This window comes from Arthrobacter nitrophenolicus (genome assembly GCF_000332815.1).
In the GTDB taxonomy this organism is placed as follows: Bacteria; Actinomycetota; Actinomycetes; order Actinomycetales; family Micrococcaceae; genus Arthrobacter; species Arthrobacter nitrophenolicus.
The window spans coordinates 1-21,887 of the sequence record NZ_AOFD01000021.1; the positions used below are offsets into that span (position 1 = coordinate 1).

Below are 21,887 nucleotides of genomic sequence, written 5' to 3' on the forward strand. Positions count from 1 at the left end.
GCCGGGACGGGCACAAGGTTCGCGGCGGGGCAGCCGCGGGCCGGGTTCGGTGCGTCGGGGTCCAGGAAGTGGTCCGCGAGGGCTACGGCGGCGGGGTGGTCCAGGGCCTCGGTTTCGTCGGCGATGATCCTGGCGCCCTGCCAGGACAAGGACCCGGTGGACAGGGCCCCGTACACGGATGGGAGGGAACAGACTTGCCGGGCCTGGGTGATGAACGCCCCTGCTGCTCCGGAGCTGATGGTCAGGACCCCGGCGATTTCTTCCACTGTTGATATTTCCGCATACGTGCGGTCCTGGGTGGAGGCGTCGGGCGGGGTCATGGCCTGCTGCAGGTCAAGGGACTGGGCAGCGTCCCTGGCCTTGAGTGCGGTGGTCTGTGCCTCAAGCTTGGATTCCAGGCCAAGCCGTTCCAACCGAAGCTCATACAGTCGGCCGAGAACATTAACCCCGGATCCGTCCGCATCTCCATTGGCATGCACGGTCTTCAAGGCTGCTTCTTCAAGGAACAGCGCGTTGATGGCAGCTGTGGTGGCAAAAACGCCCTCCATCGGTGCCGCTACTACTGCGCTGTTTCCCATACCTAAATCATCGTGGGAGGGTACGACATTCTTTCGGCGCCCGGCACAGGATCGAGGCCAAGCCACGCCAGCCCGCCGCCGTCGTCATTCCCCAATCCCAGCCGAGGGGATAGTCAGCTTGCTTATTACTTTCGCACTTCCTAGGCTGGTAACTGTCAGGCAATCAACTCTCGCTGCGGAACCTGGCGCGCCAAAAGCGGGCCCGGGCCGCCTCAGATGAGGAGGAACAATGTCAGAACACAACATCGCAGGCAAGAAGGTTGCATTCCTGCTGACGGACGGCGTGGAGCAGGTTGAACTTACCAGCCCCTGGCAGGCCGTGAAGGACGCCGGCGGACTGCCCACGCTCGTGGCCCTCAAGAGCGGCAAGCTGCAGGGCTTCAAGGGCACGGAAAAGGGCGACACCTTTGACGTCGACCTCACTGTTGCCGAGGCCAACGCATCAGACTTCGACGCACTGGTCCTGCCGGGCGGCGTTGTCAATGCGGACCACCTCCGCGTGGACAAGGATGCGCAGAGCTTCACCCGCAGCTTCTTTGAGCAGCACAAGCCGGTCGCCTCGATCTGCCACGGGCCGTGGATGCTCATCGACGCCGGCGTGGTGCGCGGGCGGAACGTCACGTCCTACCACACGCTGGAAACAGACCTGAAGAACGCCGGGGCAAACTGGACGGACCAGGAAGTGGTGGTTGACCAGGGCCTGGTGACGAGCCGCAACCCTGACGACCTTCCGGCATTCAACAGCAAGCTGGTGGAGGAAATCTCCGAAGGCCAGCACGCAGGCCAGACGGCCTGACACCTTCTGTTCCCTCAGGGTTTGAAAAAAGATCCGGTGCGGAGGAATTACTCCAGCCGGTAGAGTGTTGGCATCTGCAGCGACCATGTTCGCGCACCACACTCATCACTCCCTGAGGGAACACTCATGTCTACCGAAGTCTCGCCGAACGCCAGCGGCCAATCCGTCCAAGCAGAAGGAACACAGCCCGCCGCGCCGGAGAAGATGTCCCGGGAGTCCGTGACCATCATCAGCACGCTGCTGGTGGCCACGTTCGTGGTCATCCTCAACGAGACCATCATGAACGTCGCACTCCAGCGGCTCATGGTGGACCTGCAGGTGGACGCCCCCACCGTCCAGTGGCTCTCCACCGGGTTCATGCTGACCATGGCAGTGGTCATTCCCACCACCGGCTTCATCCTCCAGAGCCTGTCCACCCGCAAGGTCTTCATGCTGGCCATGGGGCTCTTCGCCGGCGGCACCGCCCTGGCGGCCGTAGCTCCCGGATTCGAGATCCTTCTGCTCGCCCGCATCATCCAGGCCGGCGGCACGGCGATCATGCTGCCGCTGCTGATGACCACCATCCTCACGCTGGTGCCGATGGCAAAGCGCGGCGCCGTGATGGGCAACGTCAGCATCGCCATCTCGGTGGCGCCCGCCATGGGGCCCACTGTTTCAGGCCTGATCCTGGAGCACTTCACCTGGCGCTTTATGTTCGTGTTCGTCCTGCCGGTGGCCCTGGCCGCCCTGGCAATCGGCGCCAAATACCTCACCAACGTGGGTGAAGCCGAAAAGACCAAGCTGGACTTCCTCTCCGTCCTCCTGACGGTTCCCGCGTTCGGCGGACTGGTCTACGGCCTGAGCCAGATTGGCGGCGGCCACGGCGGTCAGGCCGGTCCGGGTGCCGGCGCCATCACGGCCCTCGTGATCGGTGTTGCCAGCCTGGCAGTCTTCGTCCTCCGGCAGCTACGGCTGCAGAAGGCAGAGGCGCCGCTGCTTGACCTCCGCGCGTTCAACTTCCGGATGTTTACCGTCTCCGTGCTGCTGATGGTGGTGGCCATGATGGCGCTGTTCGGCGGCGTGATCCTGCTGCCGCTCTACCTGCAGGAAGTCCGCGGCCTGGGATCCCTTGAAACGGGCCTGGCGCTGCTCCCGGGCGGCCTCGCCATGGGCCTGCTGGGCCCGGTCATCGGCCGGCTCTTCGACAAGGTGGGCCCGCTGCCGCTCACGGTCACCGGTTCCATCCTGATGGTCGTTACCCTCTGGCAGTTTTCAATGCTCGACGCCGGCACGGCAGTCTGGTGGATCGTCACCTTGCACGTGGGGCTGAGTTTCGGGCTGGCGTTGCTGTTCACTCCCGCGTTCACCACCGGCCTGAACCCGCTCCCGCCGCACCTGTACTCCCACGGGTCGGCGATCATGAGCACCACCCAGCAGGTGGCCGGCGCCGCCGGAACCGCCCTGCTGGTGTCCATCTTCGCGGTGGTGTCCGCGACGTCGGGCCTCGTCGCCGGGATGAGCGCCGCCTTCCTGACGGCAACCGTCATAGCCTTTGCCGCCGTCGTGCTTTCAGCGATGATGCGCAAGACGGAAGGCGCCACCGCAGGCCACGGCGCCGGGCACTGATTCATTGGTGGTTGAGCCTGTCGAGATCCCAGGAGGTTTCGACAGGCGGTTTCGACAGGCTCAACCACCGGTCAGCCGGCGTAGAACTCCGCCAGTTCCTTGATGAGGACGTCCGGCGCTTTGATGGCGCCGTCGTGGCCGAACCCGGGAAGGATGGTGTAGCTGGACCCGGAGAGGACGTCGTGGATCTGGCCGCACGCCACCCCGAAGTAGGCCGGGCTCTTCTCGCCCACCACGATCAGGGTTTCCAGCGGAAGCGCGAGGAACGGCTCGGCCGGCATGTCCGCCGCGATGATCGCCTTGATTTCCCGGACGCCGGTGCGCATCAGTTCGCGCTGCTGCTTGCCCTCGGACGTGCCGGCGGTCAGCTTGTTGGCGAGGGTCAGCATGGACAGCGGCATCCGGGACGAGAACGGTCCGCCTTCTTCGAGCCCGCGCTGGATCACGGCGAGGGCCCGGTCGTCATCACCGGCGGCAGCCGCGGACTCGTATTCGGCGATCCACTCCGCCTTGACGGAGTGGTTGACGGAGACGGCGGGGTCGTACACGGCGAGCCGCTCCACCGGCAAGGTCCGTGCCGCGTGCAGGGCCACGGCGCCGCCGAAGCTGTGGCCAAAGACATCCGTGCTGGACGTGTGTTTCATGACGGTGTCCAGGTCGCGGATGTCCACATCCAGCGTGTAGTCCTCCGGCTGCGGCGACGACGATCCCCGGCCGCGGCGGTTGAACGTGTGCACCGGGCGGCCCAGGGCTGCGCTGAGCTTCTGGGCGAACTTGGTGTAGTCGGCTGCGGTCACCATGGAGGGCGGGATGACCACCACGCCCGAACCGGCGGAAGCCAGTTCGGCGCCGGTGGAGAAGAGCTCCAGAGTGCCGCCGTCGGGGGTCCTGATGTTCTCGCGCGTCATGGTCCGAGCCTAGCCGAGCAAGCTGGGCGTCAGCATCACGGACACCGGGCGGAAATCAGGAGAACCGGGCGATGAGGGCTGCGCTTTCGGCCCGGATGGCCGGCAGTTCCGGGCCCCGTCCGCAGAGGACAAGGCCCGCATCCGCGGCCTGCAGCGGGGAATCACCCGTAACCAGGCCGTCCGCGCGGAGGCTGATCAGCGACTCAACCAGCCGGAAGGTGACATCCCCGCCGCCGGCTTCCTGCATGCCGGTTTCGCCCGCAGCGGAGCCGCCCAGCTGCCGGTACAGTCCGCGCAGCTCCTGCCGGTCGGCAAGGAACCGGGCAAAGCGCTCATTCCGGACCTCGGGCAGGTGGTACAGGATCCCCAGGTTCCAGCGGGCGCTGCAAAGCTGGGTGCCGTCATAGAGTGCGACGGCGTGAAGCCGGCTTCCAGGGGCCGCCTCGCCTTCCGCGCCGGCAGCCACGGCCCGGGCGAACGCCAGCCCGCCGGACACGGTGCCGTCCAGCAGGTCCTCGAGGATGTCGTCCTTGGTTTTGAAGTGGTGGTACAGCGATGACTGCCGGATGCCCACGGCGTCCGCAATGGACCGGGTGGAGGTGCTGGCGTAGCCCTGCGTGGTGAAGAGCTCGGCTGCGGCGTCCAGGATTTCATCCCTGGCTGTGGCTCCCGGACGGGAGGGCTGTTGGTGGCGGGGGCGTCCCGGGCCGGCTGAAGTCACCGCATCATTCTTGCATTACCGCCGGGGCCGGTTTGGCCCGGACAGGATGGTGAGGGGCCGGAAATACAACGGAAACAAGATGTCTATCCGCCTTTTACAGAAGTGAAACTGTTTGGGGACATGGCGCTGGAAAACTATCAAGTGACCGGTAATCAGCAGCCATCGGCCGAGTGCTGCGCTGCCGGGAGGCTTTATTCCCCCCCGCCGTTCCAGCCCCGGAGATTCTGATGACATCAACTGTTCTCCCCACCGTCCACCAGGACGATGCGGACCTGACGTCCCTTGGCTACCAGCCCACCCTCCACCGGAAACTCGGCCGCTACGCTTCCTTCGCCGCCGGCTTTTCGTTCGTCTCCATCCTCACCACCATCTTCCAGCTGTTCGCGTTCGGCTACTCCTTCGCCGGACCGGCGTTCTTCTGGACCTGGCCGGTGGTGCTGGTCGGGCAGCTCCTGGTTGCCCTGAACTTCGCCGAACTCGCCGCCCGCTACCCGCTGTCCGGCGCCGTGTACCAGTGGGCCCGGCGCGTGGGGGGAGAGGGCGTGGGCTGGTTCGCCGGCTGGTTCATGGCCATCGCGCAGGTGGTCACCGCCGCGGCAGCCGCCATCGCCCTGCAGGTGGTGCTGCCCCAGCTGTGGGACGGATTCCAGGTGGTGGGCGGGGACCCGGCGCTGAACACCGTCACCGGCGCCGCCAATGCGGTGATCCTCGGGGCGGTGCTCCTGGTGGCCACCACTGTCATCAACTCGCTGGGCGTAAAGCTCATGGCCCACGTGAACTCGGTGGGCGTCACCTGCGAGATCGTGGGCGTCATTGCCGTGATCCTTGCATTGATCACCGCCGCGCAGCGGGGTCCGGACGTAGTGGCGGACACCACCGTCCTGCAGACCTCCGAGCTGGGGGCGGTGGGCGCCTTCCTGGTCTCGGGGCTGATGGCCGCCTACGTGATGGTGGGCTTCAACTCCGCCGGTGAGCTGTCCGAAGAGACTAAGGACCCCCGCCGCACCGCACCCCGCACCATCCTCTCCGCCCTCCTCATTTCGGGCATCGGCGGCGCACTCATGATCATCACCGCCCTGATGGCCGCACCCAGCCTCGACGACGGCCGCCTCGCCACCGAAGGCCTGCCCTACGTCCTCACCGCGGTGCTGGGCACCTTCTGGGGCAAGGTGCTGCTGGTGGACGTCGCCATCGCCATCTTCGTCTGCACCCTCGCCATCCAGACCGCCGGCTCCCGGCTGGTGTTCTCCATGGCCCGGGACGGCAAGCTCCCCGCCTCCGCGCTGCTGTCCTCCGTCCACCCGACCCGCGGGACCCCCATGTGGCCCTCGATCGTAATCGGCGCCCTGGCAGTGGGCGTGCTGGCCATCAACGTGGGCAACGCCGCCCTGTTCACCACCCTGTGCAGCGTCTGCATCGTCATGGTCTACCTCGCCTACCTCCTGGTCACCGTGCCGCAACTGGCCAACCGCATCCGCGGCGACTGGAACCGCGTGGGCCAGACGATGCCGGAAGGCCTCTTCTCCCTGGGCCGCTGGGGGCTGCCGGTCAACATCCTCGCCGTGCTCTACGGAGCCGTGATGGTGGTCAACCTCGCCTGGCCACGGCCCGAGGTCTACGACCCCAGCGGCGAGAACGGCATCCTCCTCTACTCGGCGCCCCTGATGGTGACGGCAGTCCTGCTGGTGGGCCTCTGGGTCCGCCGCCGGAACCTGGCTGCCAGCGCCTGACCCGCACCGGACCAATTCTTCGCCTTCGAAACAACACAGGACTGACATGACCCAGACGATCGAAACACCAGCCACAGGTACGGCCACCACCGCCGGTGCCCGCGCCCACGCCAGGGAGCAGCACGGCAGGACCGCGGAGACCATGCGCTTCGTGCCGGCCACTTCCGCCCCCGCCCGCCTGACAGACGGACTGCCCGACGGCGTCCGCCCCACCTGGGCCGAGTCCCTCGCCTTCGGCCGGTACACCACCATGACACTCGCCCGCGGCACGAGGATCCGGCTCGCCGACACCGCCGGTGACGCCTGCGTGCACACCCTGCTGTACCGCGCCGGTGCCCTGCACGAGCGGCTCAACGTGGCGGACACCGTCAAGGTCCCGTGGCAGGCCTACCCCGGCGCGGGCCACCCCTTGCTGTCGGACGCAGGCCGGCTGATGGCCACCATCGTCGCCGATACGTCCAACCGCCACGACTCCCTCACCGGTGCCACCACCCTGGCCGGGAACACGGCGAAGTACGGCGCCGGAACGGCGCACAGCACCTCCCGGCCGCCCGCGAACTGCTCACCCTCGGTGCACTGAAGTGCGGGCTGGGTCCCAGGGACGTGGCGCCGTCGCTGTCCTTCTTCCAAGGCATCAACGTCGACCCCGCCGGCACCATCACCTTCACCGGAAGCGCCGGCCCGGGAGCCGTCGTCGAACTCCTGCTCCAGATGGACGCCGTGCTGGTGCTGGCCAACACCGCCCACCCGCTGGACCCGCGCCCGGAATTCACCGGAACCGCCGTGGACATCACCGCCTGGCATGCACCGAAGGACCTGGCCGCACTCGAAACCGGCAGCCTGGCCGGACCACTGGCCCCCGAGCACCTGCAGGCGCTCCGCAATACCGAACACGACCTGACCGCGAGGAACGCCCGATGAACACCGCCACTTTCACCAAATCCCCTGCGGACACCAAGTCCGTCCCGGCAGCGGGCGAAACCGCCCTGGCGGCAGGCCAGGTGATCCTGGACGAATTCGTGGAGGCCCGCGGCCCCTGGTCCGCCGTGGTGGCAGCCGGCGACGTGCTGACCATCGTGGACCTGGAAGGAAACCAGGCCGTGGACTGCCTCCTCTATTCGGCCGCCGATACCTCCGTCCGCTATTCCGCGGCTGCCACCATCGCCGCGCAGCAGTCGATCGTCCTCACCACCGGTTCCGTGCTCCGGGTGGACACCGGCGCCCCGCTGATGACCGTGGTGGCGGACGAGGTGGGCGTGCATGACACCATCGGCGGCGCCTGCTCCCAGGAGTCCAACACCCTCCGCTACGGCCAACACACCCGCGAACAGCACGCCTGCGTGGAGAACTTCCTGATCGAAGGCTCCCGCTGGGGCCTGGGCAAGCGGGACCTGGTGTCCAACATCAACTGGTTCATGAACGTCCCCGTGGACCCGGACGGTGCGCTGGGCATCGTTGACGGCCTCTCTGCCCCCGGCAAACGGGTGGCCCTGCGCGCCGAGGCGGACACCCTGGTCCTCGTCTCCAACTGCCCGCAGATCAACAACCCCTGCAACGGCTTCAACCCCACCCCAGTCCGCATGATCGTCACCCGGCCGGAGGCAGCGCTGTGAGCACCACAAACCTGAGCACTTTCGACACCCTGCTGATCGCAAACCGCGGTGAAATCGCCTGCCGCATCATCGATTCCGCCCGGAAGCTCGGGCTGCGCACGGTGGCCGTCTTCTCCGAAGCGGACCGCGGCGCCCGCCACGTCCGCCTGGCTGACGAGGCAGTGCTCCTGGGCCCGGCACCCGCGAAGGAGTCCTACCTGAAGGTTGACGCCCTGCTGGACGCCGCCGCGTCCACGGGCGCCGGCGCCATCCACCCCGGGTACGGCTTCCTGTCCGAGGACGCCGCCTTCGCCGAGGCCGTGGAAGCGGCGGGGCTGGTCTTCGTCGGCCCCACCGCCGAACAGCTGCGCATCTTCGGCACCAAGCACACAGCGCGCGACGCCGCCCGTGCAGCCGGGGTACCGATGATCGCCGGTTCCGGGCTGCTTGAGGACGTGGACGCCGCCGTCGCGGCCAGCCAGGCGATCGGGTTCCCGCTGATGCTGAAGGCCACCGGCGGTGGCGGCGGGATCGGCATGACCGTCTGCCGCACCGAGGCCGAACTGGTGGAGAGTTTCCCGCGCGTAGCCCGCCTGGCCGGCGCCAGCTTCGGCACGGCCGGCGTTTTTGCCGAACGCTATGTCGAGAACGCCCGGCACATCGAGGTCCAGGTCTTCGGCGACGGCAAGGGGCGGGTGGTGAGCCTGGGCGACCGGGACTGCTCGCTGCAGCGCCGCCACCAGAAAGTGCTCGAGGAGGCACCGGCCCCGGACCTGCCGGACAGCCTGCGGCAAGAACTGCACCGCACCTCCCGCGCCCTCTGCGCCTCCCTTAACTACCGCTCCGCCGGCACCGTGGAGTTCGTCTACGACTCCGCCCGCCAGGAGGCGTCCTTCCTGGAGGTCAACGCCCGCCTCCAGGTGGAGCACCCCGTCACTGAGGCCGTCACCGGGGTGGACCTGGTGGAATGGATGCTCCGGCTGGCGCAGGGCGGCGGGGAAGCGAAGAGCGTCCTTGCCGGTCTTCCGGACGGCCTGCCCGTTTCCGGCAGCGCCGTCGAAGCCCGCGTCTACGCCGAAGACCCGGCGCGCAATTTCCAGCCCAGCGCCGGGACGGTCACGAACGCAGAATTTCCCGCCACCAATGGTGTCCGGGTTGACGCCTGGGTGGAGACCGGCACCGACGTGTCCACCAACTACGATCCGCTCCTGGGCAAGGTCATCACCTCCGGGGCAACCCGGGGCGAGGCGTTCGACCGGCTGGCCGCCGCGCTCGCAGGCACCCGGATCGACGGGATCGAGACCAACCTGGGGATGCTGCGCGCCGTAACGGGCCTCGACGTCGTCCGCAGCGTCGGGCACTCCACCAGCACCCTGGACAGCGTGGGGGACCCCGAGCCGCGCATCACCGTCAACCGTCCGGGCCTGCAGACAAGCGTGCAGGACTGGCCGGGCCGCACCGGGCTCTGGCAGATCGGTGTTCCGCCGAGCGGGCCGATGGACGATCTTTCCTTCCGGCTGGGCAACACGGCCCTGGGCAATCCCGAGGGCGCGCCGGGCCTGGAATTCACCATGACCGGCCCGAGCCTGACCTTCACGCACGCCACCACCGTCTGCGTCACCGGCGCCGACGTCACGCTGACGGTTGACGGGACGGAGGTGCCCGCGTGGACGCCGGTCACGGTTCCGGCGGGAGGAACGCTCGACGTTGGCACCGCGGCAGGGCACGGGCTCCGCGGCTACATCCTGTTCCAGGGCGGCCTGGACATTCCCGAGTACCTCGCAGCGCCTCCACCTTCACCCTGGGACAGTTCGGCGGGCACGCCGGACGGGTCCTGCGCGCCGGCGACGTGCTCCGCGCCGTCCAGTCCCCCACCGGCACAGTTGCGGGGGCGGTGCCGCTGGACAGCCGTCCCGCCCTGACATCTGTGTGGGAACTGGCAGTGACAGAGGGCCCGCACGGTGCCCCTGAATTCTTCCAGCGCGAAGACATCGATGAGCTGTATGCCGCCGAGTACGAGGTGCACTTCAACTCCGCACGGACCGGTGTCCGCCTCACCGGTCCCAAGCCGCGCTGGGCCCGGACCGACGGCGGCGAGGCAGGCCTGCACCCGTCCAACATCCACGACACCGCCTACTCCGTCGGCGCCCTGGACTTCACCGGCGACACCCCCATCCTGCTCGGCCCGGACGGCCCCAGCCTGGGCGGCTTCGTCTGCCCGGTCACGGTCGTCACGGCCGACCGCTGGAAGCTCGGCCAGCTCCGGCCCGGCGACAAGGTCCGGTTCGTTCCCGTCAAAGCCAGCCAGGCGCCGTCGGCCAAGGACCTGGGACCCGGCCGGCAGCTGCTGCTTCCGGGCAGCGCCGGGTGGCAGGCCGGCCTGCCGGCGGAAAGGGACGGCGACGACGGCGTACTGGGCCGGGTGCCCGAAGGTTCCGGCCGCCCTGCAGTCACGTACCGCCGCTCCGGCGACGACAACCTGCTGGTGGAGTACGGAGACATGGTGCTGGACCTGGGCCTCCGCGCCAGGGTCCATGCCCTGCACCAGCACATCGAACAGCTCCGGGTGCCCGGAATCGTGGACCTGACGCCGGGAATCCGTTCCCTCCAGATCAAGGTGGACCCCTCGGTCCTGCCCACCAGGAAGCTGCTGGGCATGGTCCGGGAAATTGAAGCGGCGCTGCCCGCAAGCTCCGAACTGGTTGTCCCCAGCCGCACCGTCCGGCTGCCACTGTCCTGGGACGACCCCGCCACCCGGGAAGCCATTGAACGTTACATGGCAGGTGTCCGGGACGACGCCCCCTGGTGCCCCTGGAATATCGAGTTCATCCGCCGCATCAACGGCCTGGACTCCGTCAACGACGTCTTCGACACCGTCTTCAACGCGGAGTACCTGGTCCTGGGACTGGGCGACGTCTACCTCGGCGCCCCGGTGGCCACACCGCTTGACCCGCGGCACCGGCTGGTCACCACCAAGTACAACCCGGCCCGCACCTGGACGCCGGAGAATGCGGTGGGCATCGGCGGCGCGTACATGTGCATCTACGGCATGGAAGGCCCCGGCGGCTACCAGTTCGTTGGCCGCACCACCCAGGTGTGGTCCCGCTACGCGGACTCCGCACCGTTCGAGCCAGGCTCACCGTGGCTGCTCCGCTTCTTCGACCGGATCTCCTGGTACCCGGTCAGCCCGGAGGAACTGCTGGACCTGCGGGCGGACATGGCCGCCGGAAGGGGCCGCGGCATCGAGATCGAGGACGGCACGTTCTCCCTGGCCGACCACGAACTGTTCCTCGAGGAGAACCGGGAGTCCATCACGGCATTCCGCGAGAAGCAGGGGGCGGCCTTCGCCGTGGAGCGCCAGGCGTGGGCCGACGCCGGCGAGTTTGACCGTGCGGAGGCGCTCGCCGCCGTCGTGGCCCCCGCTGCGGACGAGGTAGTGGTTCCGGAGGGAGGGTCCCTCGTCACGGCACCCTTCGCCGCCAGCGTCTGGAAGGTGGACGTGGCGGAAGGCGATCTCGTGGTGAAAGGCCAGCCACTGGTGTCCCTTGAGGCCATGAAGATGGAAACAGTGCTGGAAGCCCCGTGCGACGGCGTGGTGCTCCGCGTCCTGCCGGCCGCGGGTTCGCAGGTGGTGGCGGGCGAGGCAGTGGTTGTCCTCGGCGGCACCGACCTGGAGCCCGCCGGAATGGAATCCCCGCAGCTGGAAGAGGCAGCAGTATGAGCACCCCAGCCGCAGGCGCCGCCACGTCCCGGGTGCGTGCAGCCCTGGCTGCCATCGAAACAATCGACCGGCCCGAAATCTGGATCACGCTGCGCGGCGCTGATGAGCTCCTTGCCGAAGCAGCCGCCATCGATACGGCAGTTGCCGGCGGTGCGCACCTGCCGCTGGCCGGGCTCCTGCTGGCAGTCAAGAACAACGTGGACGTGGCAGGCATCCCCACGACGGCGGCGTGCCCCGGCTTCGCGTACACCCCCGACAAGGATGCTGGGGCGGTGGCCCGGCTGCGTGCTGCCGGCGCCCTGGTCCTGGGTGCCACCAACCTGGACCAGTTCGCCACCGGGCTGGTGGGCACGCGCAGCCCCTATGGGGCCGTCCGCGACTCCCGCCGCCCCGGCTTCATCTCCGGCGGGTCCAGCTCCGGCTCCGCCGTGGCGGTGGCACTGGGCCTGGCTGACATCGCCATCGGGACGGACACGGCCGGTTCGGGCCGGGTGCCGGCCGGACTGCAGGGAATCGTGGGAATCAAGCCCACCCTGCACGTCGTATCCACCGCCGGCGTGGTTCCTGCCTGCCGGTCCTGGGATGCCGTCACCATCTTCGCCCGGCACCTTGCCACGGCGGAACTGGCCATGGGTGTCATGGCAGGCAACGCCCGCGACTGGCCCTCGGATGTCCGGCTGGCGGCACCGGCGAGGCCGCGGGTCGCCTACCCGGCAAGCCTGCCGGCCCTGCCGGAGGCCTGGGCCGCGGAGTTCCACCGGAACATCCAGCGGCTCCAGGGCCTGGGCGTGGACGCCGAACCCATTGAGTTCGACGCCTTCCTCGACGCTGCCCGGCTGCTGTACGACGGCGCGCTGGTGGCCGAGCGCTATGCCGCCGTCGGGAACTTCCTGGCGGAGTTCGACGGCGGGGCGGGCGTCGATCCCACCGTGGCGGGCATCATCCGGGCTGCCGGAAAGCTGCCCGCACACCGCTACGTCGCGGACACTGCAAGGTTGGAGGAGCTGAAGCACACGGCCATGGAGCGGCTGGGCGGCTTTGACGCCCTGCTCGTTCCCACCGCCCCGTTCCACCCCACGCTGGCCGACGTCGCTGCCGATCCAGTGGGCGTGAACTCCCGCATGGCACCTACACGAACTTCTGCAACCTCTTCGACCTGTGCGCCGTGGCCGTTCCGGCCGGGGAAGTGGACGGCGCGCAGTTCGGCATGACAGTGGTGGCCCGGACCTTCGACGACGCGGTGGCCGCGGATATTGCCCGCCTGCTGGAGGTTACCCCTGAGGTGCCCGCCCTCTTCGCCGCGGGAGCGTCGCCGTCGGCCGGGCAGCCTGCCGGGCCGCCGGCGTCGTCTGTTCCCTGGCCGGTGGCGGCAGGTGCGGCAGCTGTGCCGCTGGTGGTGGTGGGCGCGCACCGCAAGGGGCAGCCGCTGGCGCACCAGCTGGAGGAACTCGGCGCCGCCTGGGACGGAACCGTCCGGACTGCCGCCCGCTACCGCATGGTGTCGCTGGACACGGTGCCGCCCAAGCCGGGGGTGTACAGGTCCGACGACGGCGCGGAGCTGGTGGGGGAGCGCTGGCTGCTGCCGCCTGCCGCGCTGGGTTCGTTCCTGGCGTCCCTGCCCGAGCCCATGCTGCTGGGGTCCATGCTGCTGGCGGACGGCACATCCGCCGTCGGCTTCGCCTGCGACGCCGTGGCAGCGGCCGGCGGGGAGGACATCACGGCCTGGGGTGACTGGCTGGCGGACCGCAGCGGCGGGCGGAAGGAAAGGAGCCTCTGGCAGGATCTCGGCGACGCCGCCCTGGCCGGATTCACCCGGGGCGAACGCACCTGATCCCCACCCCCATCGGGTTTTTGTCCGCATATGGCGACTTCAGGGCGGGCGGATTCATATGTGGACAAAACTCCGGTTTCCGGTCAGCCTTTGAAGTACTCCGAGATGTCCGTCACGAGTTCGTTGACCGCCGCCGGGATCGAGCCGTGGAAGCCCTTGGGCGAGAGCTCGAACGTGCTGCCGGGGACGGCCGCGTGCAGCCGCTCCGCCGTGACCTTGTAGTAGCCGGGACTCTTGCCGCCGGCCATGAAATGGGTATTGGCAGGCAGCACGCTGAAGTTCCTGGCATGGTCGGCCTCCTTGTACGCGGCCCGCAGTTCGCCGACGCCGCTGGGCATCACTTCACGGAACATCCTGTTGACCTTGGTCCGTGAGAGCAGCGCCATCAGCCCGGCGAGGACGGGTTCGGGGATGCGGGCCAGGGCCGACCCCGGGGACGTTGCTCTCTTCATGTGCGCCAGGGCGTGCCCCACCCTGCCGTTGTTGACCGCATCCTCAAACCCGTCCAGCCACTCAGTGTCGATGCTGCCGTCGATGTTCACGGCTGCGTCGTACACGGCGAGCTTGTCCGGAACATACGAGGTCCCGGTGAACTCCTGGACGGCGTTCAATGCCACGGAACCGCCGAGGCTGTGGCCCAGGATGTTCCTGGCGCCGGTGGCGTCCATGACCGTGCGGACGTCCGCGATCTCGGTACCCATGCAGTAGTCGGCCGGCTGTTCTGTTGAGCGGCCGCGTCCCCGGCGGTCGTACACGTCCACGGCCCAGCCCTCACCCAGGCCCTTGGCAAGGGCGATCGAGAACGGCCGGTAGATCAGGGCAGTCAGGAACGCCCCGCCGATCAGCAGCACGCGGCGTTCCCCCGGGGCATCCACGGTGCCGTAGCTGTACAAGGCCAGGCGGCCGCCGTCGTGCGTTGGAAGGAACCGTTCTTTCACCCACCCCATCCTAGGCGGGAGCGGGCGCGCGAAGTCCCGGTAAACTTGATGACTGTGACTTCCCAAAACACCCCCGCCCCCAAGAACGCCCCCGAGCCCCTCGATGCCAGCGAGCAGATGCGGATCCGCATGGAGAAGCGCGCCAAACTGATCGAGCGCGGCACGGAGGCCTACCCGGTGGGTGTGGAGCGGACGCACTCGCTCGCCGAAATCCGGGAAAAGTACGCCCACCTCGAGGCGGACGACACCACCGGCGACATCGTTGGCGTCACCGGCCGCGTGGTGTTCGTCCGCAACACCGGAAAGCTTTGCTTCGCGACCCTGCAAGAGGGCGGCACCGACGGCAAGGGGACCCGCCTCCAGGCCATGCTCAGCCTGGCCAACATCGGTGAAGAAGCGCTCGCCGACTGGAAGGCCCTGGTTGACCTCGGTGACCACGTCTTCATCAAGGGCGAGGTCATCTCCTCACGCCGCGGCGAGCTCTCCATCATGGCCGACTCCTGGTCCATGGCCTCCAAGGCGCTGCGCCCGCTGCCGGTGCTGCACGCCGAACTGAACGAGGAAACCCGCGTCCGGCAGCGCTACGTGGACCTGATGGTCCGCGACGAGGCCCGCGAAATGGTCTACACCCGTGCCGCCATTACCCGCTCCATCCGCGAGACGCTCTTCCGCCACCGCTATGTGGAGGTTGAAACCCCCATCCTGAACCTGGTCCACGGCGGGGCCCTGGCCCGCCCGTTCGAGACGCACATGAACGCCTTCGACCAGAAGATGACCCTGCGCATCGCCACCGAGCTGTACCTGAAGCGGGCCGTGGTGGGCGGAATCGACCGGGTCTATGACATGGGGCGCGTGTTCCGGAACGAGGGCGTGGACTCCACCCACAGCCCCGAGTTCACCACCCTTGAGTGCTACGAGGCGTGGGCTGACCAGTTCGTCATGGCGGAGCGCATCAAGGAGATCATCCTGGACGCCGCTGACGCCGTGGGCGCCGGCCGCACCATCCAGACCGAGGCCGGCGAGATCAACCTCGACGGCGAATGGGCCTGGCTTGCCGTCTACCCGGGGCTGTCCGACGCCGTCGGGCAGGAAATCACTCCGGACACCCCGCTTGAGCTGCTTCGCGAAGTGGCGGAAAAGCACGAGGTCAACGTGGACCCCAAGTGGGACGCCGAAAAGCTGGCCGTGGAGCTCTTTGGCGAAATCGTGGAACCCACCCTGCTGAACCCCACGTTTGTCTACGACTACCCGCCCTCCGCCCAGCCGCTGGCACGCCCGCACCGCAAGGACGGCCGGCTCATCGAAGCCTGGGACCTGATCATCGGCGGCATGGAGCGCGGCACGGCCTTCTCCGAACTTATCGACCCCGTCATCCAGCGCGAACGGCTCACGGAGCAGTCCCGCCACGCCGCGGCCGGCGACGACGAGGCCATGCAGCTGGACGAGGACTTCCTGCGGGCACTGGAATACGGCGCACCGCCCATGGGCGGCATCGGGCTGGGCATCGACCGCCTGGTGATGCTGTTCACCGGCGCCGGAATCCGGGAGACCATCCTCTTCCCGCTGCTGAAGCCCGAAGGGCACTAGGCATGGAATATGTAGCAGTCCTGCTTCCCTCCATAGTGGTGGGCCTCCTTTTCTGGTTTGCCATGAAGGCGATTTTCAATGCCGACAAATCGGAACGGCAGGCAGAAGCCCGCGCCCAGGCCGAGGCCGACGCGCGGGCGGCACAGTCCGCCGAACGCAGGCAGGCCGACGAACCGCCGTCCGGCCAGCCGGGCCCCGAAGCCAAATAAAAATCCCCTAATCTTCTGCGGTTATCCCCAAGGAACCATTAGGCGCTTTGACGCGTTGCCATAAGGAGAGTCATACTTTTTAGGGAAACATCCTGCTTTTCTGAAAAAACCACCCTTTCCAAGAGGAAGACGTTAAATGGCACAGAAAGTAAACATCATCCTCGTTGATGATCTGGATGGGGGATCCGCAGACGAGAATGTGAAGTTCGGCCTTGATGGGACGAACTACGAGATTGACCTTTCAGCGGCCAATGCCGCTGAACTCCGGTCTTCGCTGGAGCGCTTCATAGCCGCTGCACGGAAGGCCTCGGGAGGCCGCGCCGCCGCCCGCACGCCCAAGGCTCCGGCCGCAGGCCGCAGCAATGATTCAGCCCAGATTAGGCAGTGGGCCCGGGATAACGGGTACACCGTAAACAGCCGCGGCCGAATTCAGGCGGAAATCCAGGAAGCCTACCAAAAGGCAAATTCCTAGCAGCAGCCAGGACCTGGTTAAAACCCCGCTTCCCGTCGCCGGGAAGCGGGGTTTTTTCGGTTTCCCGCACAAAATGTGCGGGAGCGGCACCGCCCTCGGGGGAATTTAGGCGCGGCCTGCAGAGGGATGCCTGCGGCACTTTTTTATAAGCCCGGCGCCAGCTTCGCCATTTGCTTCGTTATCAGCAGGGGAGGGCAGCACTCCGCCTTGTCCCCGGCCGCCCGTCCGGGCCGGGAGGTATGCCTGCGGGATATTCCCGAACGGTGCGGGTTTCCCCTGTGGCGAACACGCTCCACAAGTCCGGGCCCGCCACGTAGCATCAAAGTACGTCGTAGCTAGGAGTGTGGCGAAATGTTTGAGCGATTTACGGACCGTGCCCGTCGCGTAGTTGTGCTTGCCCAAGAAGAGGCACGCATGCTGAACCACAATTACATCGGTACCGAACACATCCTCTTGGGTCTGATCCATGAGGGTGAGGGCGTTGCCGCCAAAGCTCTTGAGTCCTTGAGCATTTCGCTCGACGGCGTTCGCGAGCAGGTGCAGGAGATCATCGGACAGGGCCAGCAGGCGCCGTCCGGGCACATCCCCTTCACCCCCCGTGCCAAGAAGGTACTGGAGCTCTCGCTGCGCGAGGCACTCCAGCTGGGCCACAACTACATCGGCACGGAGCACATCCTGCTCGGCCTCATCCGCGAGGGTGAGGGCGTTGCCGCCCAGGTGCTGGTCAAGCTCGGCGCCGACCTCAACCGCGTGCGCCAGCAGGTCATCCAGCTGCTCTCCGGCTACCAGGGCAAGGAAACCACCGGTGCGGGCGTCGGCTCAGGCCAGCCCGAGGGCGCGCCGGCCGGCTCCGTCGTGCTGGACCAGTTCGGCCGCAACCTGACCCAGGCTGCCCGCGAGAACAAGCTGGATCCGGTCATCGGGCGCGAGCAGGAGATGGAACGCGTCATGCAGGTCCTCTCCCGACGTACCAAGAACAACCCGGTCCTCATCGGCGAACCCGGCGTCGGCAAGACCGCCGTCGTCGAAGGCCTTGCCCAGGCCATTGTGCGCGGCGACGTCCCGGAGACCATCAAGGACAAGCAGCTGTACACCCTGGACCTCGGCTCCCTGGTGGCAGGCTCCCGCTACCGCGGTGACTTCGAAGAGCGCCTGAAGAAGGTCCTCAAGGAGATCCGCACCCGTGGCGACATCATCCTCTTCATCGACGAGATCCACACGCTCGTTGGTGCCGGCGCCGCCGAAGGCGCCATTGATGCCGCGTCCATCCTGAAGCCTATGCTGGCCCGCGGCGAGCTGCAGACCATCGGTGCCACCACGCTGGACGAGTACCGCAAGCACATCGAGAAGGACGCCGCGCTGGAGCGCCGCTTCCAGCCGATCCAGGTCAAGGAACCCTCCGTGGCGCACGCCATCGAGATCCTCAAGGGCCTGCGTGACCGCTACGAGGCACACCACCGCGTCACCATCACCGACGGCGCCCTGGCCTCTGCCGCCAGCCTCGCCGAGCGCTACATTTCGGACCGCTTCCTGCCGGACAAGGCGATCGACCTGATCGACGAGGCAGGCGCACGGCTGCGCATCCGCCGCATGACCGCTCCGCCGGAGCTCAAGGCCATGGACGAGCGCATCGCCAAGCTGAAGATGGAGAAGGAATCCGCCATCGACGCGCAGGACTTCGAAGGCGCAGCTTCGCTCCGCGACAAAGAGCAGAAGATGATCGCCGAGCGTGCCGAGAAGGAACGCCACTGGAAGTCCGGCGGCATGGACGACATCTCCGAGGTGGACGAGGACCTCATCGCTGAGGTGCTGGCCAACTCCACCGGCATCCCCGTCTTCAAGCTGACCGAGGAAGAATCCTCGCGCCTGCTGAAGATGGAAGAGGAACTGCACAAGCGCGTCGTTGGCCAGGACGAGGCCATCAAGGCACTGTCCCAGGCCATCCGCCGCACCCGTGCAGGGCTCAAGGACCCCAAGCGCCCCGGCGGCTCGTTCATCTTCGCCGGCCCCACCGGCGTCGGCAAGACCGAGCTGGCCAAGGCACTCGCGGAGTTCCTGTTCGGTGAAGAGGACGCCCTCATCACGCTGGACATGTCCGAGTACTCGGAGAAGCACACGGTCTCGCGGCTGTTCGGTGCCCCTCCGGGCTACGTCGGCTACGAAGAGGGCGGGCAGCTGACCGAGAAGGTCCGCCGCCGTCCGTTCTCCGTGGTGCTGTTCGATGAAGTCGAGAAGGCCCACGCGGACCTCTTCAACTCGCTGCTGCAGATCCTGGAAGACGGCCGCCTGACCGACTCCCAGGGCCGGGTGGTGGACTTCAAGAACACCGTGATCATCATGACCACCAACCTGGGCACCCGGGACATCTCCAAGAGCGTTGCCACCGGCTTCCAGTCCGGCACCGACACCCAGACCGGCTACAACCGCATGCGTGCCCGTGTGACCGAGGAACTCAAGCAGCACTTCCGCCCCGAGTTCCTGAACCGCGTGGATGACGTTGTGGTGTTCCCGCAGCTCACCCAGGACGAGATCATCGAGATCGTGGACCTGTTCGTCACCCGCCTGGAGAAGCGCCTCAAGGACAAGGACATGGGCATCGAGCTCACCAAGGCCGCCAAGGTGCTCCTGGCAACCCGCGGCTACGACCCCGCAATGGGTGCCCGGCCGCTGCGCCGCACCATCCAGCGCGAGATCGAGGACCAGCTCTCCGAGAAGATCCTCTTCGGCGACATCCACCCCGGCGACATCGTGGTGGTGGACGTGGAAGGCGAAGGCGACGACGCGAAGTTCACGTTCGCCGGCAACGCCAAGCCGCGCATCCCGGAGATCGCTCCGAGCGTCTGACCCGAACTCCACAAAAGGTACAGCTCCACAAAAGCCCCGCCGCTCCGCAAGGAAACGGCGGGGCTTTTGCGTTCCCCTGCACGGCATGCCGAAAAGGCCGCGGGTGCTGTGATGCGGGACACAAAGCGTGTTGAATCGGAGGCATGGCTATTTTGAACCCGGCGATCCCGGGCGATCAACCACAGACCCCTTTCCACGACCTCGACCACTACCTGTCCATCCCGCGGGTCAGCGGGCTCACCCTCAGCCCGGACGGATCCCGCCTTGTCACAACCGTCAGCACCCTCAACGGCAAAGGGACTGAGTTCGCCACCGCCCTGTGGGAGCTGGACCCGGCCGGCCAGCGGCACGCCCGGCGCATCACCCGCAGCGCCAAGGGCGAGGCGGGTGCCGCCTTCGCCGCCAACGGAGACGTCTACTTCACCTCAGCCCGGCCCGACCCTGACAGCCCGGACGAGGATCCGGTCAATGCCCTCTGGCTGCTTCCTGCCGACGGCGGGGAAGCCCGGGTGGTCCTCAACCGGCCGGGCGGCGTCGCCAGGGTACTGACGGCCAGGGGCGCGGACGCTGCCTTCGTGACCGCCGAGGTCCTGGCTGGCTCCACCGACGAGGAAGACGACGCCCGGCGCCGCAAGGCCCGCAAGGACAACAAGGTCTCGGCCATCCTGCACAGTGAATATCCGGTGAGGTACTGGGACGCCGACCTTGGACCCGGGCAGCCGCGGATCTTCGCCGTCGAACCGGGAGAGGACAGGGGACCGGGCAAGCCGACAACGGTGGATGCGGCCGCGCCCCTGGTGCTGCGGAACCTGACGCCCGGCGCGGGGCCCCGGCTGCGGGAGGCGGAGACGGTCGCCAGCCCGGACGGCAGGACGATCTACACGAGCCTGACCAAGCCACTTGCCCGCGCGGACAGCCGTTCCGTCCTGGTGGCCGTGGACGTGGAGTCCGGCAGCATGACGGTGCTGCTGGACCATGAAGGCATGAGCTACTTTCCCGGCCCCGTCAGCCCGGACGGCAGGACGCTGGTGGTGGTCAGCGAGAGCGACTCCACGCCGCGCCAGGCGCCGGAGGTCAAGCTTCACCTGCTGGACGTCACCAACCCCGCCGACGGGACCGCGCGCCTGCAGCCCCTTGCGCACGACTGGGACCGCTGGGCCAAGCCGGCCGCCTGGCTGCCGGACGGGTCAGCCATCCTGGCCACGGCGGACGACGACGGCGCGTCGCCCCTTTTCCGGATCAGCGTTCCGGCGTCTGCCGCTGAGGTGAGTGTCTCCCGGGTGACGCAGGACGCGGCGGCGTACACCGACGTCGTGGTTTCGCCGGACGGGCGCGCCGCCTACGCGCTGCGCAGCTCCTATGCCTTCCCGCCCGAAGCGGTACGCATCGACCTGGCGACAGGGGAAACCACACGGCTGCCGGCGCCCGCGGAGCGGCCCGTGTGTCCGGGAAGCCTGCAGCGCATCGCAGCCACGGCCCGGGACGGGTCGCGGGTTCCGGCCTACCTCGCCCTGCCCGGGGAGGCGTCCGCCGGCAGCCCGGCGCCACTGCTCCTCTGGATCCACGGGGCGGGCCGCTGGGATCGTGGAACGCGTGGACGTGGCGCTGGAACCCCTGGCTCCTCACCGCCCGCGGCTATGCGGTGCTGCTGCCGGATCCCGCACTGTCCACCGGCTACGGCCAGGCCTACATCCAGCGGGGATGGGGCGCCTGGGGGAAAGCCCCCTTTACGGACCTGATGGCCGTGACGGACGCCGCCGTGGAGCGGCCGGACATCGATGCCTCGCGGACGGCTGCCATGGGCGGCTCCTTCGGCGGCTACATGGCCAACTGGGTGGCCGGCCAAACGGACCGGTTCGACGCCGTCGTCACCCATGCCAGCCTGTGGGCCCTGGACCAGTTCGGCCCCACCACGGACGCGTCCCAGTACTGGCTGAAGGAAATGACGGAAGAGATGGCGCTGGAGAACTCCCCGCACCTGCACGTGGAGAAGATCAGCACGCCCATGCTGGTCATCCACGGGGACAAGGACTACCGGGTGCCCATCGGGGAAGGGCTGCGGCTTTGGTACGAACTGCTCTCCAAATCCCAGCTGGCCGCCGATGCCGACGGCCAGACCGCCCACCGGTTCCTGTACTTCCCCGACGAGAACCACTGGGTTCTCCAGCCGCAGCACGCCAAAGTCTGGTACCAGGTGGTTGAATCATTCCTGGCCAAAAACGTCCTCGGCGAGGACGTCGCACTGCCGCCTGAGCTGGGTCTTTAGCCTGAGCGTGCCGCGCGTTCCCCTGCCTGGGCCGCGCGGCCACCGGGGTCATTTGCCGCTTGCTGCTCCTCCGTCGCTTTGACGCAAGC

14 protein-coding genes and 3 pseudogenes are annotated in these 21,887 nt (G+C 67.7%); 13 read left to right on the forward strand and 4 right to left on the reverse strand.

Features of this window, described 5'->3' with window-relative positions:
• Nucleotides 1-578, reverse strand: a 578-nt coding sequence (locus G205_RS09380) for a DUF222 domain-containing protein (protein WP_152419557.1), incomplete at its 3' end; no start/stop codon positions are given.
• Nucleotides 579-807: 229 nt separating this feature from the next.
• Here G205_RS09380 and G205_RS09385 point away from each other — a divergent pair.
• Together G205_RS09385 and G205_RS09390 are read left to right on the forward strand one after the other, a co-directional pair.
• Nucleotides 808-1,374: a type 1 glutamine amidotransferase domain-containing protein gene (locus G205_RS09385; RefSeq protein WP_009357788.1), complete on the forward strand. Its 567-nt coding sequence runs from the start codon at nt 808-810 to the stop codon at nt 1,372-1,374.
• A 126-nt stretch (nt 1,375-1,500) separates the two neighbouring features.
• The gene (locus tag G205_RS09390; RefSeq protein ID WP_009357789.1) at nt 1,501-2,979 is read left to right on the forward strand and encodes a DHA2 family efflux MFS transporter permease subunit; all 1,479 of its coding nucleotides are present in this window, start codon (nt 1,501-1,503) and stop codon (nt 2,977-2,979) included.
• Nucleotides 2,980-3,050: 71 nt separating this feature from the next.
• Here G205_RS09390 and G205_RS09395 read toward each other — a convergent pair whose 3' ends face one another.
• Together G205_RS09395 and G205_RS09400 are read right to left on the reverse strand one after the other, a co-directional pair.
• Nucleotides 3,051-3,887 (reverse strand): alpha/beta fold hydrolase, encoded by an 837-nt coding sequence (locus tag G205_RS09395; RefSeq protein WP_009357790.1) that lies wholly within the window; start codon nt 3,885-3,887, stop codon nt 3,051-3,053.
• A gap of 55 nt (nt 3,888-3,942) precedes the next feature.
• Entirely contained in the window at nt 3,943-4,608 is a 666-nt protein-coding gene (locus tag G205_RS09400) for a TetR/AcrR family transcriptional regulator (RefSeq protein ID WP_009357791.1), read from the reverse strand.
• 227 nt (nt 4,609-4,835) lie between these two features.
• On the opposite strand from G205_RS09400, the gene G205_RS09405 reads away from it, so the two are divergent.
• From G205_RS09405 to G205_RS22685, 6 genes and pseudogenes are all read left to right on the forward strand, one after another.
• Nucleotides 4,836-6,338: an amino acid permease gene (locus tag G205_RS09405; protein ID WP_009357792.1), complete on the forward strand. Its 1,503-nt coding sequence runs from the start codon at nt 4,836-4,838 to the stop codon at nt 6,336-6,338.
• A 250-nt stretch (nt 6,339-6,588) separates the two neighbouring features.
• A pseudogene (locus tag G205_RS09410) lies at nt 6,589-7,259 on the forward strand (urea amidolyase associated protein UAAP1).
• On the forward strand, nt 7,256-7,951 hold the full coding sequence (locus G205_RS09415) for an urea amidolyase associated protein UAAP2 (RefSeq protein WP_009357793.1): 696 nt from the start codon (nt 7,256-7,258) through the stop codon (nt 7,949-7,951). Before G205_RS09410 ends, G205_RS09415 begins: the two are co-directional and overlap by 4 nt.
• 11 nt (nt 7,952-7,962) lie before the next feature.
• Nucleotides 7,963-11,651 (forward strand): annotated as a pseudogene (gene uca / locus G205_RS09420) (urea carboxylase).
• Nucleotides 11,648-12,862, forward strand: a complete 1,215-nt coding sequence (locus G205_RS09425) for an amidase family protein (RefSeq protein ID WP_235046844.1) — start codon at nt 11,648-11,650, stop codon at nt 12,860-12,862. The pseudogene uca and the gene G205_RS09425 overlap by 4 nt, the downstream one beginning before the upstream one ends.
• Complete coding sequence (locus tag G205_RS22685) at nt 12,817-13,482, forward strand: allophanate hydrolase-related protein (RefSeq protein ID WP_235046845.1); 666 nt, start codon at nt 12,817-12,819, stop codon at nt 13,480-13,482. Before G205_RS09425 ends, G205_RS22685 begins: the two co-directional genes overlap by 46 nt.
• Nucleotides 13,483-13,565: 83 nt before the next feature.
• Here the strand turns inward: G205_RS22685 and G205_RS09430 are convergent, their stop codons facing one another.
• On the reverse strand, nt 13,566-14,420 hold the full coding sequence (locus tag G205_RS09430) for an alpha/beta fold hydrolase (protein WP_009357794.1): 855 nt from the start codon (nt 14,418-14,420) through the stop codon (nt 13,566-13,568).
• A gap of 48 nt (nt 14,421-14,468) precedes the next feature.
• Between G205_RS09430 and lysS the strand changes: the two genes are divergently transcribed.
• The 5 genes and pseudogenes from lysS to G205_RS09455 all read left to right on the forward strand — a co-directional run bounded on the left by lysS (nt 14,469) and on the right by G205_RS09455 (nt 21,798).
• Complete coding sequence (lysS, locus tag G205_RS09435) at nt 14,469-16,007, forward strand: lysine--tRNA ligase (RefSeq protein ID WP_009357795.1); 1,539 nt, start codon at nt 14,469-14,471, stop codon at nt 16,005-16,007.
• Nucleotides 16,008-16,009: 2 nt separating this feature from the next.
• Nucleotides 16,010-16,216 carry a hypothetical protein gene (locus G205_RS09440; RefSeq protein ID WP_009357796.1) on the forward strand — a complete coding sequence of 69 codons (207 nt, stop codon included), beginning with the start codon at nt 16,010-16,012 and terminating at the stop codon, nt 16,214-16,216.
• A 136-nt stretch (nt 16,217-16,352) separates the two neighbouring features.
• A complete protein-coding gene (locus G205_RS09445) occupies nt 16,353-16,688 on the forward strand; it encodes a histone-like nucleoid-structuring protein Lsr2 (RefSeq protein WP_009357797.1) in 336 nt (111 codons plus the stop codon).
• Between the two features lie 351 nt (nt 16,689-17,039).
• Entirely contained in the window at nt 17,040-19,532 is a 2,493-nt protein-coding gene (locus G205_RS09450; protein ID WP_035752617.1) for an ATP-dependent Clp protease ATP-binding subunit, read from the forward strand.
• A 143-nt stretch (nt 19,533-19,675) separates the two neighbouring features.
• Nucleotides 19,676-21,798: pseudogene (locus tag G205_RS09455) on the forward strand (S9 family peptidase).
• Nucleotides 21,799-21,887 lie beyond the last annotated feature (89 nt).